Annotated in this window: 17 protein-coding genes and 1 pseudogene; 4 read left to right on the forward strand and 14 right to left on the reverse strand. The window is 53.4% G+C overall.

All coding sequences use genetic code 11. The annotated features are described in order from the left end of the window. Positions 1–18: 18 nt before the first annotated feature. From AC0TN7_RS08430 to pspA, 14 genes are all read right to left on the reverse strand, one after another. Entirely contained in the window at positions 19–1,101 is a 1,083-nt protein-coding gene (locus AC0TN7_RS08430; protein ID WP_024907149.1) for an ABC transporter ATP-binding protein, read from the reverse strand. Between the two features lie 13 nt (positions 1,102–1,114). Beyond that, positions 1,115–1,780 (reverse strand): beta-phosphoglucomutase, encoded by a 666-nt coding sequence (gene pgmB / locus AC0TN7_RS08435; RefSeq protein ID WP_024907148.1) that lies wholly within the window; start codon positions 1,778–1,780, stop codon positions 1,115–1,117. Then, complete coding sequence (locus tag AC0TN7_RS08440) at positions 1,770–4,049, reverse strand: glycoside hydrolase family 65 protein (RefSeq protein WP_473702060.1); 2,280 nt, start codon at positions 4,047–4,049, stop codon at positions 1,770–1,772. Before AC0TN7_RS08440 ends, pgmB begins: the two co-directional genes overlap by 11 nt. Next, the gene (locus AC0TN7_RS08445) at positions 4,043–5,098 is read right to left on the reverse strand and encodes a Gfo/Idh/MocA family protein (protein ID WP_473702103.1); all 1,056 of its coding nucleotides are present in this window, start codon (positions 5,096–5,098) and stop codon (positions 4,043–4,045) included. Before AC0TN7_RS08445 ends, AC0TN7_RS08440 begins: the two co-directional genes overlap by 7 nt. Positions 5,099–5,112: 14 nt before the next feature. After that, on the reverse strand, positions 5,113–5,901 hold the full coding sequence (locus tag AC0TN7_RS08450; protein WP_024907145.1) for a sugar phosphate isomerase/epimerase family protein: 789 nt from the start codon (positions 5,899–5,901) through the stop codon (positions 5,113–5,115). 17 nt (positions 5,902–5,918) lie between these two features. Further along, on the reverse strand, positions 5,919–6,971 hold the full coding sequence (locus tag AC0TN7_RS08455) for a zinc-dependent alcohol dehydrogenase (RefSeq protein WP_024907144.1): 1,053 nt from the start codon (positions 6,969–6,971) through the stop codon (positions 5,919–5,921). Positions 6,972–6,999: 28 nt separating this feature from the next. Further along, on the reverse strand, positions 7,000–7,842 hold the full coding sequence (locus AC0TN7_RS08460) for a carbohydrate ABC transporter permease (protein ID WP_023335920.1): 843 nt from the start codon (positions 7,840–7,842) through the stop codon (positions 7,000–7,002). After that, positions 7,829–8,710, reverse strand: coding sequence for a carbohydrate ABC transporter permease (locus tag AC0TN7_RS08465; RefSeq protein ID WP_022648300.1), 882 nt, complete (start codon positions 8,708–8,710; stop codon positions 7,829–7,831). The genes AC0TN7_RS08460 and AC0TN7_RS08465 overlap by 14 nt, the downstream gene beginning before the upstream one ends. A 22-nt stretch (positions 8,711–8,732) precedes the next feature. Continuing rightward, positions 8,733–10,025: an ABC transporter substrate-binding protein gene (locus AC0TN7_RS08470; protein WP_061714987.1), complete on the reverse strand. Its 1,293-nt coding sequence runs from the start codon at positions 10,023–10,025 to the stop codon at positions 8,733–8,735. Positions 10,026–10,039: 14 nt separating this feature from the next. Beyond that, a complete protein-coding gene (locus AC0TN7_RS08475; RefSeq protein WP_473702061.1) occupies positions 10,040–11,737 on the reverse strand; it encodes a sugar phosphorylase in 1,698 nt (565 codons plus the stop codon). 197 nt (positions 11,738–11,934) lie between these two features. Further along, complete coding sequence (gene pspD / locus AC0TN7_RS08480; RefSeq protein ID WP_023312043.1) at positions 11,935–12,159, reverse strand: phage shock protein PspD; 225 nt, start codon at positions 12,157–12,159, stop codon at positions 11,935–11,937. 12 nt (positions 12,160–12,171) lie between these two features. Next, positions 12,172–12,531, reverse strand: a complete 360-nt coding sequence (gene pspC, locus AC0TN7_RS08485) for an envelope stress response membrane protein PspC (RefSeq protein WP_008501237.1) — start codon at positions 12,529–12,531, stop codon at positions 12,172–12,174. Beyond that, entirely contained in the window at positions 12,531–12,755 is a 225-nt protein-coding gene (gene pspB / locus AC0TN7_RS08490) for an envelope stress response membrane protein PspB (RefSeq protein WP_023312045.1), read from the reverse strand. Before pspB ends, pspC begins: the two co-directional genes overlap by 1 nt. A gap of 49 nt (positions 12,756–12,804) precedes the next feature. Beyond that, positions 12,805–13,473, reverse strand: coding sequence for a phage shock protein PspA (pspA, locus tag AC0TN7_RS08495; RefSeq protein WP_021240283.1), 669 nt, complete (start codon positions 13,471–13,473; stop codon positions 12,805–12,807). Between the two features lie 166 nt (positions 13,474–13,639). On the opposite strand from pspA, the gene pspF reads away from it, so the two are divergent. The 4 genes and pseudogenes from pspF to AC0TN7_RS08515 form a co-directional block, all read left to right on the forward strand. Beyond that, complete coding sequence (gene pspF, locus AC0TN7_RS08500; RefSeq protein WP_024907141.1) at positions 13,640–14,617, forward strand: phage shock protein operon transcriptional activator; 978 nt, start codon at positions 13,640–13,642, stop codon at positions 14,615–14,617. A 206-nt stretch (positions 14,618–14,823) separates the two neighbouring features. Beyond that, on the forward strand, positions 14,824–15,363 hold the full coding sequence (locus AC0TN7_RS08505; RefSeq protein WP_370883573.1) for a DUF2778 domain-containing protein: 540 nt from the start codon (positions 14,824–14,826) through the stop codon (positions 15,361–15,363). Further along, positions 15,360–15,575 (forward strand): hypothetical protein, encoded by a 216-nt coding sequence (locus AC0TN7_RS08510; protein WP_024907139.1) that lies wholly within the window; start codon positions 15,360–15,362, stop codon positions 15,573–15,575. The genes AC0TN7_RS08505 and AC0TN7_RS08510 overlap by 4 nt, the downstream gene beginning before the upstream one ends. 195 nt (positions 15,576–15,770) lie before the next feature. Further along, positions 15,771–15,968, forward strand: a pseudogene (locus AC0TN7_RS08515) (site-specific integrase); the annotation flags it as partial. Between the last annotated feature and the right edge of the window lie 18 nt (positions 15,969–15,986).

Consider the following 15,986-nt stretch of genomic DNA (forward strand, 5'->3'; position numbering starts at 1 on the left):
TTCCGGCAAACACCTTTCTTATCTAATAGCCGCTTCGGTTTCAGCGTCGAAGAAATGGCACTTACTCATATCGAACTGGATGTCGATATTATCCCCAGCGGCATAGTCATTCGCGGCGCCTGCGCGAACCACCAGTTCATGGCCGCCAACGGTGGCATAGAGCATGAACTCCGCGCCGGTCAGTTCGGCGACGCTAACTTTCGCCGCGATGTTTTCACCGCGGCTCTGCAGAGTGAGAATATCTTCCGGGCGGATGCCAAAGACTACGGCTTTGCGCTGATACCCTGCGGCATTCAGTGAAGCGAGCGTGTCTTCCGGGATCGCCAGACGCAGCGTTTCCGTGACGAAATAGCGGTCATCGATAGCGCCGCGAATGAAGTTCATGGCTGGCGAGCCAATAAACCCTGCGACAAACATGTTCGCCGGTTCGTTGTACACCTGCTTCGGGGCACCGACCTGCTGAATAATGCCGTCTTTTAAGATCACGATGCGGGTTGCCATCGTCATGGCTTCCGTCTGATCGTGGGTTACATAAATCATGGTGGTATTAAGCTTCTGGTGCAGCTTGCTGATTTCAGCCCGCATCTGCACGCGAAGCTTGGCATCGAGGTTGGAAAGCGGTTCATCCATCAGGAACACGCCCGCTTCGCGCACGATTGCCCTACCCAACGCCACGCGCTGACGCTGGCCGCCGGACAGCGCACCGGGTTTACGCTTGAGGTACTCCCGTAAGCCGAGGATCTGTGCCGCCCAGTGAACGCGCTCTTCGATAACCGCCGGGGCGATTTTCTGCATCTTCAGGCCAAACGCCATGTTGTCGTAGACCGTCATATGCGGGTAAAGCGCATAGTTCTGGAACACCATCGCGATATCGCGAGACTTGGCGGGCACGTCGTTCATGCAAACGCCGTCAATGACCAGTTCACCCGCGCTGATCTCCTCCAGACCGGCAATCATACGCAGCGTCGTGGATTTACCGCAGCCCGAAGGCCCGACGAAGACGATGAACTCCTTATCTTCGATTTCGAGATTGAAATCCTTAACCACGTGGACCTGGTTATCGTAGATTTTCTGAATGTGTTTCAGAGACAGTTGAGCCATTGTTAATTCCTTATCAATACGTCCGGGATGCCCAAAACTCGGTCAGACATTTCCAGGTCAGTTCCCGCGTTGAATGAAGTTGTAATCCCGCATGGTCCAGGCCAGATCCAATCCCAACCGATAGCATTCCCGCCGCGTTGATCGCCTCAACGCCTGCAGGTGCATCTTCGATACCCATGGCCTCTTCAGGACGCACATTCAGGCCAGCACAGGCGGCGAGGAAGATCTCCGGGTCAGGCTTCGAACAGATAATGAGGGAAGCATCGGCGCAAAAATCAAAAGCGTGCTGAATGCCCAGGGCGCGCAAGATGCCAGGGGCATTCAGGGAAACGGAGGCGAGCCCAATTTTGACGTTCGCCGCACGGATATCCGCCAGCACGTCGCGAATACCGGGAAGCAGTGAATCTTCCGTCAGTGACGCCAGAGACTGGACATAGAGCGCGTTTTTCTTCGTCGCCAGCGCGAGGCACTGCTCATCGCTATACGTCCCCTCTTTCCCGCCATGCTTCAGGATGCGCTGAAGGGAATCCATGCGGCTAATACCCTTCAGTTGTTCGTTAAATACTTCATCGATGGTGATGCCGATTTCCTCCGCCACTGCACGCCAGGCCAAAAAATGGAGGTGTGCGGTATCGGTGATCACACCGTCCAGATCGAATACAACAGCCTTAAGCGTCATGGTGCACCTCCGTGGTAGCGGTCCCATTCACAGATGTAAGAAAGTCCTTACAGGCACAAACTTTATGCCCCGATACCTGTAGCGTTTTGCCCCACAGCGTCAGCGTGACAGGTGCCGAAGCTTCAATGGTTAAAACCTCGTTTTCGTACGTAAAGCGCAGCGTGGTGTTCCGCCAGCGCAGGGGGAAAGCAAGTCTTCGCCAGTGGGCTGGCAACCTGGGCGCAAGGTGCAGCTCCCCTTCCACTATCTGCATGCCGGCAAAGCCCTGAATGACGCCGGACCAGATAGCACCCGTGGCCGCGGCATGAATGCCGTCGTCACTGCTGTGCGGATCGTCGCCCAGATCGATAGCCACGCCAGCGCGCCAGAAGGCGTAGGCCCCTTCAGTATCGCCACAGCGGGCGGTCACAATGCCGTGGATGGCCTTGCTCAGCGAAGAGTCATGGATTGTGCGGGGTTCGTAGAACGCCAGATTGGCGGCACACTGCTGCGGGGTAAACCGCTCCGGCAGTAGATAATTAAGCATCACCACATCGGCCTGCTTAAGAATCTGCATCTCGTTCACTTCCGCGCGGGAATAATCGAGCAGAATGGTCTGCTTACCCGCTTTGGCTTTGTAGCGGCTCAGATCGATGGCAGGTTTTGCCATGAAGGTATCATCCTGGGGGATCACACCGTCCGCGTCAGCCTCTGGTAGCCATAAGCGCGCCAGGAACCGTGAAGCATTCTGCGTAAAACCTTCATCCTCGCGCCCAAACATCGCTATAAACTGGCGAGCGCAGGCGACGTTGTGCCAGGCCAGATAGTTGGTATAAGCGTTGTTGTTCACATGCTCGGTGTATTCGTCCGGTCCGATGACGTCATGGATTTCGAGACGACCATTGATTTCCGTTGCGCGGCCCATCCAGAACGCAGCGGTTTCCATCAGCAGCGTCAGGCCTTCATTTCGCATAAAGGCATCATCGTGTGTCGCCTGCCAGTAAGCGACGACGGCCCAGGCAATATCAGCCACGATGTGGTGTTCCGCCAGCGCAGAGGCCACCTTCTGGCGCGTGCCGGTTCGGATGTTGATAGCCGCGAACTCCGGCGTCTCCTCTTTGCCGCTCGCGGCGCTCTCCCATGGGAACAGCGCGCCTGGCCAGCCGTTGCGACGGGCTTTTTCCCGCGCCCCGGCCAGGTTCAGCCAACGATAGCGCAACAGGCTGCGGGCGGTTCGGGGCCGCGTGAAGAGATGGAAAGGCAGCAGGAAAATTTCGGTATCCCAGAAGACGTGGCCTTTATACCCCTCACCCGTCAGCCCTTTGGCGGCGATACTGCTTCGCTCATCATGGGCAGGTGTCATGGTCGTCAAATGCCAGACGGCGTAATCCAGCGCCATCTGATCCTGATACTCCGTAGAGTCCACTTCCACCCGAGCGTCACGCCAGACCTCTTCCCAGGCATACGACGAACTCTCAAGCAACGCGTCGTAGCCTCTTGCCGCACAGACCTTAAGATCGGCCAGCGCGTTGCGAGCGAAAGAGGCCTGCGACAGTGCTTTATCACCGCGATGCGTCACCCAGACGATCTTTTCTAACGTGACAGTGTCACCCTTCGCAATCGTCAGCGAATGATGAACGCTGAGACGACGATTTTTGGCGGTGAAGCAGCTGTCGCTCTTCGCAGAGAGCTGACAAAACGCCGAAACAACAACTTCTGACGCACGGTCCTGCGTTTCATACACGCCCTGCATGTATTGCTGGTCAAACACTCTGACCGACATTTCATCCAGATGCTGTCTGCCGCTGTTCGTTTGCGTTGCATCAATGCCGGTTTTCAGCACGGCCTGCGTGACATCATCAAGCGGTGTGATCGAAAGCTGCATGGCCACAAGCGGCAGCTGATCCAGAGAGACAAAACGACGACTCTCCAGGCGATAGCGCTTTCCGTCGGGCGAGCGCCAGACCACGCTACGACGAAGTTCGCCACTGGCAAACGCCAGCTCGCGCTGCCACTCAAGGATTTCACCTGACAGGAGCGTGAAATTGACGCCATCCAGCTCAACGTCAATACCGGTGATATCCGGCAGATTGATCAGCTCAGTGGTCTCGTTACGACCCGCCTGATGATAGAGACCCGCAAGATACATGCCCCGGGTTTGCTGGGTGTAATCTTCTTCATGCGCAGCGCGGATCCCCATGTAGCCATTACCGCAGGCCATGATGGAGGCGTATTTATTCAGGCTGTGTGGACAAAAGCCCGGGTCGGTTAATACAGAAACGTTTAGCATAAGGTCACGCTTTCCCCTGTTTCTGCTGATTCATACAACGCGGCGACAAGCTGCTGAATAACCAGCCCCTGCTCCGCATCAGCTATCGTGACGGGCTCTCCCAGCACATGGCGTACGAAGGCATCCATACTGCGCATATGACGCTGGTCGTCAGCCTCTTCACGCTGCGCGAGGGTGACTAAAGCACCGCCTTCATCGTTGTAGATGTGCGCTGGGAACAGCGTAGCGCCCGCCTTTTCGCCGCAGAATGCGACGTTCATGATCGATTGATCCCGGATATTGAGCGCAAACGATGTGTCCAGACGCAGAATGCCACCGTTGTAGAACTCAATCGTGCCAAACAGGGCGTCCTCAACGGTAAACTGCGTGGGATCCCACTCGCCAAACTGGCCGCTGCTTTTACGGTTTCCCAGCTTCTGGAAGCTGTGTGCGGTCACCTTTTTTACCGCCGGGAACCCCAACACGTACATTGCGGCATCGAGCATATGGATACCGATATCAATCAGAGGCCCACCGCCCTGTAGCGCTTTGTTGGTAAAGACGCCCCAGCCTGGAACCCCGCAGCGGCGTAGCGCCTGGGCCGTGGTGTAATAAATTTCCCCCAGCGCCCCCTTCATCACAGCCTCACGCAGCAGTTGCGTATCGAGAGCAAAACGATGGTGAAAATCATACGCCAGCACTTTTCCCGCCTTGCGCGCGGCCATGCGCATCCTATCGGCCTCCTGCGGCGTCATAGCAGGTGGTTTTTCACACATCACGTGGCAGCCCGCTTCCAGCGCGGCCATGACGTGCTCGAAATGGAACCGGTTAGGCGAACAGACGCTCACCGCATCCGGCTTAACCGCCTCGAGCATCTCTCGCGTATCCTGCCATACCGAGGGAATACTATGACGTTCCGCAAACGCCCGAGCCTGTTCAGGATGGCTGTCCATGACAGCCACCATCTGAACATCACTGCGCGTGGCGTAATTCGAGGCATGCACTTTGTCCGCGACCTGCCCGGCGCCAATAATGGCGACGCGCAGAGGCAAAGGTGAAGAAGCACTCATCACGCTCGTCATCCTTAGCATTCACGCAAATAAGTGAGGGAGTCCTGATAAGCCTGCGCCGGATCCTCGGCGCGGACACGGCACTCATACACCACGTAACCCTGGTAATTATCCGCACGCAGCTGATCGAACAGGCTGGCAAAATCGAGGCTGCCGCTGCCCGGCTGATAGCGGTGATTATCTGCGATGTGCACATGGCCCAGCAGATCGCGGTGCTGATGCAGCGCATCCGTCAGCGAGTCTTCTTCGATGTTCATATGATAGAAATCGCCGATGATCTGCACGTGCTTCAGGCCGTTCTCTTCGATATAGCGACGCGCATCAGCAAGGGTGTTGATCATATGATCCTGATAGCGGTTCAGCGGCTCCAGGTAGACGGTCGTCCCTGTGCGCGCCGCGACCTCATCCAGCCAGCGCAAGGAGGCGCTTACCGCGTTGCGGTCTCCTTCCAGGCTGCGTGGGGAGGTCATTGGCGGGAGGCGGAAGGTAAACATTCCCCAGGCAGCAGGCACGATAATGCCCTTGCCGCCCACCTCAGCCAGCACTTCCAGAATGCGTTCAATCTGCTTTAACCCGTTCAGACGACGTTCTTCGATGAAGTCGCCAATCCAGCCATCGTATCCACCGCAGGCCGTCGTCACCGGCAGACCGGTGGCTTTGATGGCCGCTTTTACCTCGGCGAGGTTTTCTACCAGCAGTCGGCCATCAATTTCATAGCCATCAAAACCCATCGCTTTGATGTACTCGAATTTTTCCATGATATTGGTCGGGAAAAAGGCCTGGTTTTGTGTTGCGATTTTCATGATTTGCTCTCCTTAGCTTAAAAAGTGACGCCCATTTTGATACTGAGTTCCGGGTGCTGATCGACATACGTCATATAGCTTTCCGGGCTGGTGGTGAAGGTCACGACCGGGTCGATCAGTTCCTCACAATTCAGATAGCCGTTCATCAGCAGTTCCCAGCATGTCTCTTCAATACGTTTACGGCTCCAGCGCGGGTAGTCCGGGTTGGGTTCGCTGCAGGCGCGGGAGAAGACAATCTTCGCGTTGTTGAAATGCGCTTCGCGGCCAAGGTTAAAGCCTTCCGCGAACGGTTTTGCGAAGGCTACATAGGAGATGGTGCCGCCATAGGCAAGTCCGCGCAGCGCGGACTGCAGTGCATCTGCATAGCCGCTGGTTTCGATGATCACGTCCGCGCCCTGCTTCCCGGTCAGCTTTTTAATTTCCAGACCGACATCAGTGCCGATTGGGTTCAGACAGTGGTCGGCCCCATGACGACGGGCGATCTCGCAGCGGTGTTCAATAGGATCGACACCGATAACGACGGACGCCCCGGCTTTTTTGGCCAGCTGGACAGCAATCTGCCCAATCGCCCCCAGCCCCACCACGACTACAAAATCGCCGACCCGCACGTTGGCATCACGCACGCCGCTCATGGCGAACTGCGCCGGATCGTAGCAAACGGCGTTTTTCCAGGAGGCACCCTGCGGCATTTTGCGCAGCTTGTAGTTGTTCACCGCGTTAACGATCACCGTTTCCTGCAGCGGTGCGTAGCAGCAGACGCTGTCGCCGATCTGATATTCAGTGACGTCATCACCGCATTCGATAATGTCGCCAACAATCATGTTGCCCAGCTGGAACTTACCGAATTCGATCCCGCGGGCAGAACCCTCGTCACGCGGGGTAAACATCTGCCACTCCGCGTTGAACTCTTCATCGATAAACGGACTGGCGGCGCGGAAATCCACCACTTCGGTACCGTGTTTCGGCGCGCCAAAGCGAGCGCGAATTTTCACTTCATGAACCGCAACCGGACGATCTTCATATTCCACCAGCGCCGCCACACGAGGCGCTGTCGCAACTAATTTTTTCATGACTGACTCCTTGTTAAAATTGGCCGCCTCAGCCCTTCACGCCACCGGCGGTCAAACCACTTTTAATAAAACGTTCAGACAGGGCGTACATGATGACCACCGGAAGCGCCGTCACCAGCGATGCCGCCATCATGCGACCCCAGATATAATCTGGCGTGCTAAAGAGCGTGTTCAGCCCGACCGGCAAGGTGAAATTGCTGGCGCTGGACAGGAAAATGGACGCAAACAGGTAGTCGTTCCACGCCACCATGAAGCAGTAGACAAACACCGACACGAGCCCGGAAATCGCCAGCGGCACGGTGATGCGGAAGATGATTTGCAGGCGGTTCAGGCCGTCCATCATCGCGGCTTCTTCGATTTCGTCCGGGATGGTGTCGAAATAGCTGCGCAGCATGAACACCGCGGTCGGTAACGTTTGGGTCACCATGGTGATAATCAGCGCCAGCTCGGTGTCGTAGATCCCAAGGGCAGTGATGATTTTGAACAACGGCACCACCAGCAATATCCCGGAGAACATGTAGACGGTGTAAAAACTCGCATTGATCGTCGTGCGGCCCTTAAAACGCAGTTTTGACAAGGCGTAGGCCCCCAGCGTGCCGAGAAACACGGCAATCACCGATGAGGTCAACGACACCACCATGCTGTTTTTGAAATAGTCCACAAACGGGAAAATCAGCGGGTTAAAGATGTCGACGTAATGCTGCAGCGTCCACGCCTGCGGCAATATGGTCGGGTTAAGCGATATCGCCTCTTTCGCACTCTTAAATGACGTCATTAGCATCACGAAAAACGGGAACAGCGTGATGACCAGAAACACCGCCAGCCCCAGATAAAAACCAATGCGGCTCAGTACGCGTTTATTTGTTGCCATTGAGGTTTACCCTTTTTCTGGTCAGCAGAATCACCGCGAAGATGATCACGAACAGCACGACGGAAATCGCCGCTGCTTTACCCAAATCATTGAAAGCGAATGCCGTTTTGTAGAGGTAGACGCCCAAAATATCGACCTTGGTCGTCAACAGGTAGACATCCGCAAACATGTAGAACATCCAGATAGTGCGCAGCGTCACCACCGTTGCCAGCACCGGCATAATCGCTGGTAGCGTAACGATTCGAAAACGCTGCCAGGCATTCGCGCCGTCCATTTCCGCCGCTTCATACAGCGACTTATCAATGGTCTGCAAAATCGCCAGGAACGAAATGAACGCGTACGGGAAGTAACGCCAGATGGCGAACAGCACCACCAGTACAAAACTGCTGCCAGGATTGTCGAACCACAGCGGCGCCTGGTCATACAGATGCAGCAGGTCAACGCCCAGATAGTTCACAATGCCGTAGCCGTTGTTGAACATGTATTTCCATGCAAACACCAGCGAAATGGACGGCGTAACGTAGGACAGAATTACCAGTGAACGCGCCGTTTTCCGCATACGGAATTCACGATTAAAGAAGATCGCAACAGCCAGCCCCAGCCCCGTGCTGCCAATCACCACCAGCGCGGTGTACCAGAAGGTCATCCACAGCGAGTGCCAGAAAGCAGCATCCCCGAGAATGCGGATGTAGTTATCGAGCCCGACGAACACCGCATCTATACGCGGGTTCAGCGGCAGACGTAAGAAACTGATTTCAATATTGGAAATCATTGGCCAGGCCACCAGGCCCCCCAGCAAAATCAGGCTGGGGGCCAACAGCAGCATGGCGAAAGGCATATCTGAACGACCAGAAAACAACGTCTTCATAATTTCCTTCCGCAGAGCGCTCCTATCGTTGTGAAATCAGATCAGTCAGTCGCTTCTGGCTGTCACTAAGCGTGTTGCTGAGATCTTGTTTACCTACCGTGACGTTATGCACCATAGAACTGATAATGCCGGACCCGGTTACATCGCCCATGCGGGTGAAGTTTTTGTCGCCCACGGCACCAAACACCTGCACATTTGGGAACTGTGCAATCAGTTCGTAAGGCAGTTGCCCAAACGCTTTAATTACATCGTTGTTTTTCCAGGTATCAGTACCCACCACCAGCTTGTTCACCGGCAGTGCCGCGCCAGGCGACATCATGACCCAGTCGGTTGCGTTTTGAGCCTGTTCCATCCAGGTCACAAACTTTTCAGCCGCCTGAGTTTCATCTTCGGTTTGACCGGTGGTAATCGTCAGCGACGTGACCATGCCGTAAACTGCAGAAGATGTTTCTGTTGGGACGACGAAGCCCAGGTTGGCAGGGTTTCCATCCTGGAATACCGCCGGCAGGATGTAGGTGGAATAAACCGCCATCGGCGCAGAACCGTTCATGAAGGCATCTTTGATCTCCATGACGTCGTTTGAACCCGGCATGGTGGTCGCGGCCAGGGCTTTATAAAACGCCAGGGCCTTTGCCATTTCAGGGGTATCGATGTCGACGTTCCCTTTGGCATCAAAAACGTTCGCGCCGCCGGAAAGCGCAAACTGGGAGAATGCCTGCTCTGTCATCACGCTTTCCGCGGTGGGCAGCGCAATGCCGTAATGTTTTTTGGCCGGGTCGTTAAGGCTCTGGCTGGCTTTTAGCAGCTGTTCCCAGTTATGCGGCTCCTGGATACCCGCTGCAGCAAGCACATCTTTGTGATACCAGACGCCGGATAGCCAGGCACTGACTGGCACCCCCGTCCAGGCAGAACCATCTTCCGTACGCACAACACGCAAGATGCCGTCATAGAAGGTGTTCTCGCCTACCGCTTTAATGGCTTCACCAATAGCTTTGCGATCCAGCAGCTGTTCCTTGTCCATGACTTTCGCGTAGTCATGACTGACTTCAATTACCTCAGGCAGTGCGCCCGTTCTGGCGAGCGTAATAACCTTGGTGTTGTAGGCATCCTCTTCTACCGGCACCTGTTTCACCGTGATGCCGGGGTTCTCTTTCTCAAATTTTTCGATCAGCTTCGTGATAACCGCCTGACGCTCCTGCTCGACAGATGAGTGCATAAACTCAATGGTGACAGCAGACTTTTTGTCATCCTTGCAGCCTGATAACAGGGCGCACGAAACCAGTGCTGATATCAGCACAATTCTGGGCATTTTCATTTTTAAGGTCCTTTTTAGTTTTCTTTAATCCACAACACCTGCCATGGATATAGGGTCAGCGTTTTATCTGTAATATTTTTTCCGGCAATCAACTCCGTTCCGGATTGAATATCGGACTCCACCGTTTGAATGCCATCGCTGAAATTAAACAGCGCCGTTATTTTTTCGCCACAACCCGCCACGCGAACGATTTTTAATACATGCTCACCTGACGCACTAAAATAAGCTTCACTGTCAGGATGGAATGCTTTTTCCGCCCGACGCAGCGCGATTAACTGGCTTAATGCGCAATAGACCTGAGAGCGCAGGCTATTTTTATCTTCAAGCACGCTATCAATTTGTCCTGCAATGTATTTTTCACGATTTATCGCGCGGTTGTATCCCAGACGTTCAACACCTGCATAATCATTACGCGAGCCGAGAATACTCTGGATATAAACCGCGGGCACGCCGGGGAAACTTAAGAGGACGGCATGCGCCAGAATAAACCGGGCAATCCGATGGCTATCAAGACTGTCACGTGTACTTAATGCATCCAGATAGGTCACATTAATTTCATAAGGACTGCGTGTACCATCCGGGTTATTTTTCCAGTTAACCAACGCCCCATCAGCTTGGAGTTTCTCCACAAGAGAGAGGATTTCCGACTCAGGTAAAATTCCGCGCAACGGATTCAGACCAATCCCATCATGCGAGGCCAGGAAGTTAAACCAGGTGGTTTTCGTCGAAGGCAGCCTCAGCGACGCTGCCCACTGGCTCAGCGTCCGGACGTCCTGACAATGCACCGCATGCAATACCAGCGGCGGCAAAGAGAACTGATAAACCATCTGCGCTTCATTTTCACCGTCACCGAAGTAAGCGACGTTATCTTTATGCGGAACGTTCGTCTCGGTGATAATCACCGTCCCCGGGGCGACAGCTTCAGTGATAGCGCGGAAAAGCTGGATAAGCTGGTGGGTTTGCTCAAGGTGGATGCAGTTTGTTCCGGGTATTTTCCACATGAAGCCCACAGCATCCAGACGAATGTATCGCGCCCCTTCAATCAGGTAATGCAGCAACACGTCCACCATCGCGATCAGCACCTGCGGAGAGGCAAAGTTAAGATCAACCTGCTCCTCGCTGAAGGTGGTCCACAGGTGTCGCACGCTGCCATCATGCAGCGTGAAAGGCGTAAGAAGCGGTAAGGCACGCGGACGCGTCACCGCGGATAAATCTGTTTCAGGATCGACAGAAATAAAGAAATCATCATAGCCAGGCGTTTGCTTCAGATAATTAGAGAACCATTTACTTTTGGATGACATGTGGTTGCAGACGAAATCGAACATTAAGCTGGTGGACTGTTTTAATTCAGCTACATCTCGCCACGTACCCGTTTCAGGCGCAACCTCATGATAATCAATAACAGAAAATCCGTCGTCCGAAGACCATGGATAAAAAGGCAAAAGATGGACATGAGAAAAAGATTGGGAAAGCCATTTGTTATAAAAACGTGTAAAAACCGGCAGCGCCTTCTCCCCTTTCGCTGAAAACTGATCGGCATAGGTAATCAGAACAACATCTTTTTCATCCCATCCCGTTTTACGCTTCTCTGTAATAACAGAAGCGGCCTTTCCAATATTTTCCATCAGCACCTTAAACTGGGCTTCAGAAAACGTTACACCATAAACAAGATTAATGAGTTCTTTAATTTTTGCCTTCATTTCATTTTCCATGGTAGCGGTCCCACGAAGTGGCAATCTACTCCCATGAAAAATATCTGTCAACGGACCTGGAAGAGGAAAAAGGTGATTGCAAAGCAGCTCAGCGTAATATTGTGAGCTGCCGCAAAGAAAGCACGGGAAAAAGAGAAAATGCGGTTAACCGTCGTCAGTCCCTCTCCCGGAAGGGAAAGGGCTAACGCCAGCGGGGGTTATTGGGATAAGTAGCGGCGAGAAAGCCGTTTTGCCACCTTTTGCAACAGCGGTTCGAGCGCCACGGCCAGCACCATTCTGACCGGCTTGCGGGCAACGGATTTTATTGCCCACCCCGCCACACCTGCCGGTCCGAACCGTAACGCGGTCAGCAGGACCAGTTTACCTGCGATTTTCAGGCCGGGTTTTACCTTCTGACCGGCCTGTTGCCAGTGTTGTTTCATCTCATCTCTCTCTTAAAGCTGACGAAAACGACTTCTCAGCGTAAAGGTATCCGACGTGACATAGCGTTCCATTTCCCGTAGCCGCTTCTCACCGGCGGCGAGTTGCGCATCAACCGCATTGAGAAGATCGCTGCTGGTGGGGGCACCTTCCGCAGCCAGTTCTCCTTCCGGCATCGGGTCAAGGACAAACGACAGGACGATATATGCCACCAGGGTAATAAACGCCAGTCCGAAGAAGATCGATAGCACCGTGACCACGCGCACCAGTTTTACCGGGACATCAAGATAATGAGCCAGCCCGGCACAAACGCCGCGCACCATGCCCTGCTGCGGAATACGCCACAACTTTTTGTTCAGATTCAGTCCAGACATTAACGGTCCCTCCAGTTTGGATGTTCAGCATCCAGGATGGCTTCCAGCGCCTGAATGCGTTCGCGCATTTTGTTCGCCTCATCGGAGAGCTGAACCAGACGCTGTTGTTCACTCTGGGAAAGTTCGCCCCGTGAAGAACGGTTGCTGTAGTGCAGCCATAGCCAAATCGGCAAAACGAACAGCACGAAAATTGTCAGGGGAATGGCCAGAAAAAGCGCGCTCATGTGTACTCCTTGTCTTACGATGCGGCACGCTCAGGTGCCGCAGGAATTATTATTGGTTGTCTTGCTTCATTTTGGCTTTCAGTGCCGCCAGCTGCTCGCTGATTTCATCATCGGCCTTCAGGTCGGCGAACTGTTGATCCAGCGACTTCTGCTTACCGATGCCGTGGCTTTCGGCTTCCGCTTCCATCTGGTCGATACGACGTTCAAACGATTCAAAACGCGCCATCGCTTCATCAAGCTTACCGCTGTCCAGCTGGCGACGCACGTCGCGGGAAGAGCTTGCCGCCTGGTGACGCAGGGTCAGCGCCTGCTGACGCGCGCGGGTTTCGCTCAGCTTGTTTTCAAGCTCACCAATCTCTTTCTTCATACGGGTGAGCGTGTCATCCACCAGCGTCACTTCATGCTCGAGCGTCGCGACCAGCTCTGCCAGCTTCTGTTTTTCGATCAGCGCCGCACGAGCCAGATCCTCTTTATCTTTACGCAGCGCGAGTTCCGCTTTTTCCTGCCATTCGTTCAGCTGAGCGGTAGCTTGTTCAATACGACGCGTAAGCTGTTTTTTCTCCGCCAGCGCACGGGCGGAGGTAGAACGCACTTCAACCAGCGTGTCTTCCATCTCCTGAATCATCAGGCGAACCAGCTTCTGCGGATCTTCCGCCTTCTCAAGCAGTGAGTTGATGTTGGCGTTCACGATGTCGGCAAAACGAGAAAAAATACCCATAATTAAATCCTCATAGTTCTGTTATCGGGCTATGCCCTGCTGTACAGATAATACAAACATCATGCCAACTTTTTATCTTATTGATTTTACTGAGACTGATTGATTTTCATGCAGTAAAGAACTATTCTTGCCTGGTGAATATCGCTAAGGAGTGGTTAATTTCATCATGCCTGGATACAAAGACAATTTACTCGGCGAAGCAAACAGTTTTCTGGAAGTGCTGGAACAGGTTTCTCGCCTGGCGCCGCTCAACAAACCGGTACTGATCATCGGTGAACGCGGAACGGGAAAGGAATTGATAGCTAACCGTCTGCACTATTTATCCGGGCGCTGGGACGGCCCCTTCATTTCCCTTAACTGCGCGGCGCTGAATGAAAACCTGCTCGATACCGAGCTCTTCGGCCATGAAGCGGGCGCGTTTACCGGTGCCCAGAAGCGCCATCCCGGACGCTTTGAGCGCGCCGACGGCGGTACGCTGTTTCTTGATGAGCTGGCCACCGCGCCCATGCTGGTGCAGGAAAAACTGCTGCGCGTGATTGAATACGGCGAGCTGGAGCGCGTCGGCGGTAGCCAGCCGCTGCAGGTCAACGTGCGCCTGGTGTGCGCCACGAACGCCAACCTGCCGGAGATGGTGGCGGAGGAGAAATTCCGTGCCGACCTGCTTGACCGCCTGGCCTTTGACGTCGTTCAGCTTCCTCCGCTGCGCGAGCGCAAAAGCGACATCATGCTGCTGGCAGACCAGTTTGCGATTCAGATGTGCCGCGAGCTCGGACTGCCGCTGTTCCCCGGCTTCAGCGATTATGCACAGGAGACGCTGCTTGCTTACCACTGGCCGGGAAATATCCGCGAACTGAAAAACGTCGTGGAGCGTTCCGTCTATCGCCACGGCAGCAGCGAGACCGAGCTGGACAACATCATTATCGACCCTTTTCAACGCAGCGTACCGTCTCTGACCGTGCCAACGTCTTCAGGCGATCACCCTACTCTCCCCCTTGATTTACGCCAGTTCCAGCACGACCAGGAGAAACAGCTGCTGGAGCAAAGCCTAAAGATGGCGAAATACAACCAGAAACGGGCGGCTGAACTACTGGGTCTGACCTACCATCAGTTAAGGGCATTGCTTAAAAAGCATCAAATGCGCTGACAATATCAGCACTTAACCGCAGAGATTTTTACGGAGCATGGTCTGATTGATATTCTTCATAAGGTTTACAGCACTCTGCTGGCATCCTCACCCCGTTACTACCAAACATGCTTAATCACTAACCTGCCTGTAATGAAAATTTAGTAGGTTAACCAGCCATTTATTATCGATTATCATTTCTGCAAAATGACAATCGCAACGGGAGTATGAGCTTGCAGATTTGCATGATGGATTATGGTCGGCTGTCGCCAGATGGGAAAACGCTCAAGCTGGATTGTTACGGTATTGGATCGTTTGACGTACTGTCAGGAATTGAACGGTATATAAACAATCCAAACTGTTCAGATATCGAAAAAGCCGCTATACCGCCGGGTACTTACTGGATTGTTGACCGCCCCGCTGGCAGTTTTGTTAACCAGGTCAGAGCAGAATTTATCGATATGGTACACCTGTACAAAAACCATCACTCTGAATGGTTCGGTTTGTATAGCGCACAAACCATGAGCGATTACGTCTATGTTAATGGGGCGAGACGCGGGAGTTTCAGACTTCATCCTCTCAACACCGATGGTTCTGGTGTGTCGTGGGGCTGTATCACCCTTTACAGAGCGGCCGACTTCCAGATTTTACGGAATGCGTTACTCAACCGGAAAAAAGTGATTGTACCCGGCGGTAAAGGATTGATGGCTTACGGACGTATTGATGTTCGTGGTGTACCTGACTTCAGTAAATGTGGTGTGAGATGAAAATCATAAAATTCGTTGTTTTACTTATTGCCTGTTTTATCCTCTTACCGGACAGCTGGATTAATGATGTTTTCATGCAACATATCCAGATATCAGGCGATGGTGAAGAAGCCATGAATAACTATGATTTCACAGCAATTCTGATCAAGTTTGGCCTGTCTGCAATGATAGCGTTTGTACTGATGATGCTTATGAAAGTGCTGAAAAAATGAACCAGGGTGGCAGGTACGCACGTAACAACAAAGTGAGCATTTTTACTCTATGCTATTTAGACTGTGCGTATGCCATTGCCTTACCCGTACTTGATCTGCTCTCAGATCTGGTGATAAACGGCCGCATTTTACCAGCTATTTTTCTTCAGAAAGTATGATCCCAGATCTGATAGCGACAACATGTCTTCCTGTCATTCGCGGCATACATTCACAAGCTTGATGCTATCCGCCGGAGCGAATCCTTCGTTTATAGCGAGTCAGATGCGCCACGAAAATGCTAAGATAGTCCATGAGGTATATTCAAAGTGGATTGCAGGTATGAACGTGCATCTGGTTGTGACGCTGAGTGACCGACTGCAAACGTTACTGCCCCCATTATGCCCTCAGGCTTAAACGACACTGGATAATGTC

It is taken from the genome of Enterobacter sp. PL_is511, assembly GCF_055816065.1.

What these genes read in the sequence shown, in the direction of transcription:
- AC0TN7_RS08430 (WP_024907149.1), bottom strand. Translation starts at nt 1,101, where the DNA reads ATGGCTCAACTGTCTCTGAAACACATTCAGAAAATCTACGATAACCAG.
- pgmB (WP_024907148.1), bottom strand. Translation starts at nt 1,780, where the DNA reads ATGACGCTTAAGGCTGTTGTATTCGATCTGGACGGTGTGATCACCGAT.
- AC0TN7_RS08440 (WP_473702060.1), bottom strand. Translation starts at nt 4,049, where the DNA reads ATGCTAAACGTTTCTGTATTAACCGACCCGGGCTTTTGTCCACACAGC.
- AC0TN7_RS08445 (WP_473702103.1), bottom strand. Translation starts at nt 5,098, where the DNA reads ATGAGTGCTTCTTCACCTTTGCCTCTGCGCGTCGCCATTATTGGCGCC.
- AC0TN7_RS08450 (WP_024907145.1), bottom strand. Translation starts at nt 5,901, where the DNA reads ATGAAAATCGCAACACAAAACCAGGCCTTTTTCCCGACCAATATCATG.
- AC0TN7_RS08455 (WP_024907144.1), bottom strand. Translation starts at nt 6,971, where the DNA reads ATGAAAAAATTAGTTGCGACAGCGCCTCGTGTGGCGGCGCTGGTGGAA.
- AC0TN7_RS08460 (WP_023335920.1), bottom strand. Translation starts at nt 7,842, where the DNA reads ATGGCAACAAATAAACGCGTACTGAGCCGCATTGGTTTTTATCTGGGG.
- AC0TN7_RS08465 (WP_022648300.1), bottom strand. Translation starts at nt 8,710, where the DNA reads ATGAAGACGTTGTTTTCTGGTCGTTCAGATATGCCTTTCGCCATGCTG.
- AC0TN7_RS08470 (WP_061714987.1), bottom strand. Translation starts at nt 10,025, where the DNA reads ATGAAAATGCCCAGAATTGTGCTGATATCAGCACTGGTTTCGTGCGCC.
- AC0TN7_RS08475 (WP_473702061.1), bottom strand. Translation starts at nt 11,737, where the DNA reads ATGGAAAATGAAATGAAGGCAAAAATTAAAGAACTCATTAATCTTGTT.
- pspD (WP_023312043.1), bottom strand. Translation starts at nt 12,159, where the DNA reads ATGAAACAACACTGGCAACAGGCCGGTCAGAAGGTAAAACCCGGCCTG.
- pspC (WP_008501237.1), bottom strand. Translation starts at nt 12,531, where the DNA reads ATGTCTGGACTGAATCTGAACAAAAAGTTGTGGCGTATTCCGCAGCAG.
- pspB (WP_023312045.1), bottom strand. Translation starts at nt 12,755, where the DNA reads ATGAGCGCGCTTTTTCTGGCCATTCCCCTGACAATTTTCGTGCTGTTC.
- pspA (WP_021240283.1), bottom strand. Translation starts at nt 13,473, where the DNA reads ATGGGTATTTTTTCTCGTTTTGCCGACATCGTGAACGCCAACATCAAC.
- pspF (WP_024907141.1), top strand. Translation starts at nt 13,640, where the DNA reads ATGCCTGGATACAAAGACAATTTACTCGGCGAAGCAAACAGTTTTCTG.
- AC0TN7_RS08505 (WP_370883573.1), top strand. Translation starts at nt 14,824, where the DNA reads ATGAGCTTGCAGATTTGCATGATGGATTATGGTCGGCTGTCGCCAGAT.
- AC0TN7_RS08510 (WP_024907139.1), top strand. Translation starts at nt 15,360, where the DNA reads ATGAAAATCATAAAATTCGTTGTTTTACTTATTGCCTGTTTTATCCTC.